General features: G+C 52.3%; 2 protein-coding genes. Both read right to left on the bottom strand.

The window, feature by feature from the left end:
• The coding region (locus ACTHUM_RS11245) for a DUF3418 domain-containing protein (RefSeq protein WP_440402906.1) at nt 1-1,261 on the bottom strand (1,261 nt) is incomplete at its 3' end.
• Nucleotides 1,262-1,327: 66 nt separating this feature from the next.
• The coding region (locus tag ACTHUM_RS11250) for a phosphoethanolamine transferase (RefSeq protein WP_440402907.1) at nt 1,328-2,733 on the bottom strand (1,406 nt) is incomplete at its 5' end.

Genomic DNA, 2,733 nt, shown 5'->3' on the forward strand with positions numbered 1-2,733 from the left:
ATTCTTCGCTTCCCCAAACGCCGCCTTTCGCGTCTTTCCACACCAGCTCGGGCAGGCGTTCGTTATAAAACGCAAACAGGGCTTCGTCATCGACCAATACGTCTTGCTTACGAGACTTGTGTTCGAGTTCGGTAATTTCTTTAATCAGCTTTTTATTGTGGGCAAAAAAGGCCGTCTGAAGATTGCTTTCCTGCGCCACCAATGCGCCGCGGATAAAGATTTCGCGTGCTTCTTCGGGCGCAACTTTGCCGTAAGACACGGGGCGGCGCGGCAATACGGTCAGGCCGTAAAGCGTCACGCGTTCGCTGGCGACGACTTCGCCGCGTTTTTGTTCCCAGTGCGGCTCGAAATAATGGTAGCGGACGAGGTGCGGCGCCTCCTGCTCGATCCATTCGGGCTGGATAACGGCGACGTCGCGCGCGTAAAGGCGCGTGGTTTCAACCAATTCTGCCGCCATCACCCATTTGGGCTTGGCTTTGAACAGGGCTGATGCAGGGAAAAGGTGGAAACGGCTGCCGCGCGCGCCAGTATAGTCGTTGCCGTCGGGCGATTTCATGCCAACGTTGGCGATAAGGCCGGTCAGCAGGGCGCGGTGGATTTGTTCGTAGCCGGCTTCTTTGGCGGCACGGATTTGTGCGCGATGTTGTTTCTTATCCAGTTGTTTTTGTTTGAGTTTGGCCGCCAAATCTTGGTCGCCTTGGCTTTCAGACGGCCTTAATTGCTCTTGGGTAGAAGGTTGTCGAAACGCTGCTTCTTTAGTGGTCAAACCCATTTCAATCGCGGTTTGGGCAAGCTGGTGATGCAGCTCGCGCCATTCGCGCATACGCAGGTGTGACAGGAAATATTGGCGACACCACTGCACCAGCTGCTTGTTGGACAAGCCTTTATCGCGCTCGCGCTGGAAGCTGTCCCAAATATTCAGATAGGCAAGGAAGTCGGATTGCTTGTCGGTAAAGCGTTCATGCGCCTTGGCCGCGGCATCGCGCGCTTCCAGCGGCCGCTCGCGCGGATCTTGAATCGATAGCGCGGACGCAATCACCAATATTTCCGCCATGCAGTCGTGTTTCTTCGCCGCCAACAAAATGCGTGCGATTTTCGGGTCAATGGGCAGGCGCGCCATTTGCTCGCCGAGCTTGGTCAGGCGGTAGCGCGTGTTGGCACCGATATGGCCCGAACTGTTTTGCAGGCCGTCTGAAACATTGGCTGGGTTGGATCGGGCATCCATGCCTGATCCGCGTACTTGGTTTTTCATATTTTGCATAGTCTTGTCGGTCGGGCATCTATCCCCGACATCATCTAAATTTGTCTTTATTGGTTTTCTCGCCGCTTATTGCGGATAAACATATTCCGCCTTGCCGTCGCGAATATTCAAGCTGCCTGCATCGCCTGTAATCAGATTGCCCGTTACCGAGCCTTCGCTACAACCTGAAACCGGCATATCGTAGCCCAGTGTGTGAATCAGGAACGTTGAAAGCTGCTGATGGAAGGCAATCTCGCAAGGCGCAAAAGCTTGGTTGGCAGCCTGTTGCACGGCCTTATTCGGGCTGTACAACACCAGCGGCACAAGATAGCTGTCGGGCTGCACCGTGCCTTGATTGTAGGTATCTTGGCGCACATACTGGCCATGATCGGAGGTATAGGCAAACAGCCAGTTGCCGTCAGACTGCTTTTGCAGCTGCTCGAATACGGTTTGAATCATTTGGTCGGTTTTGTGGATGGTGTTGTCGTATTTATCCACAATATTGGCTTCGCCGAATACTTTATCTTGAGGCTGCAACAATGCGCCGTATGGGACGTGCGAACCGCGTTGGTGCAACACGATAAAATGCTTGCCCTGCTGCAAATTGATTTTGTCGAACAGCGGCAACAGCTTCTCATCAGGCATATTGTCGCCGTTGCCATAGCCCAGCTGCGTCGGCTGAATCAGATGGTCTATCCACTTTTTACCGATTAAGTTCAAAATCGCCATCTCGTTTTCAGCCTGCGCGCTGTAAAAATACGTTTCATAGCCCTGCTCTTTGGCGAGGCGGAACATATTGGTATCGCCGCTGCTGATTTGCTCATAACCGTTGGCATGCGGTATCGCATTGAAAAAGCTGGGCAGGGACACAGCCGTCATCAAAGCGGCAGAATAGCTTTGTTTCACAATCGGCTTAAAGTCGGCTTGCGACAGCTGGGCCAAAAACGGCGAAGTTTCGCGTCCGTAGCCAAACAATTTCAAATGCGCCGCACTTTCGCTTTCGCCCATAATCAAAACGATATTTTGAACACTGCCCTGCCCGATTTTGCTTGGCGCAGGCTGTTTGAACACAGGAATCTTGCTTAAATCAAACAACTGATACGGCAACACACGCCCGATAAAATAGCCGAAGCTGAAATAATTGGCTTTGATGCGGCTGTATGTCGGTTTGGGCGAAATACCGTGTTCCTGCGTCGTACTGAATGAACGTCCAAAAATCAGCAACATCGCCGCAATAAACAAAATATCGGCGGCAAAATGCGTCTTACGGCGGAATTTGGCAAGACTGCAAAACAGCACGACTTCCAACACGCCCCACAACGCAGGCAGCCACAACTTATCCAACATCGACGCGCCCGCGCTGCCGACTTCGGTAACCTCTTTCAGCATCAGCCAATAATTAATGCCCGTTATCCAACTTTGATAAACCGCGTAATGCACATTGTTGGCAATGATGCTGAGCGCAAAAAACAACGCAATCAGCAACCGTGAAG

This window comes from Neisseria sp. P0021.S006 (assembly GCF_051956895.1).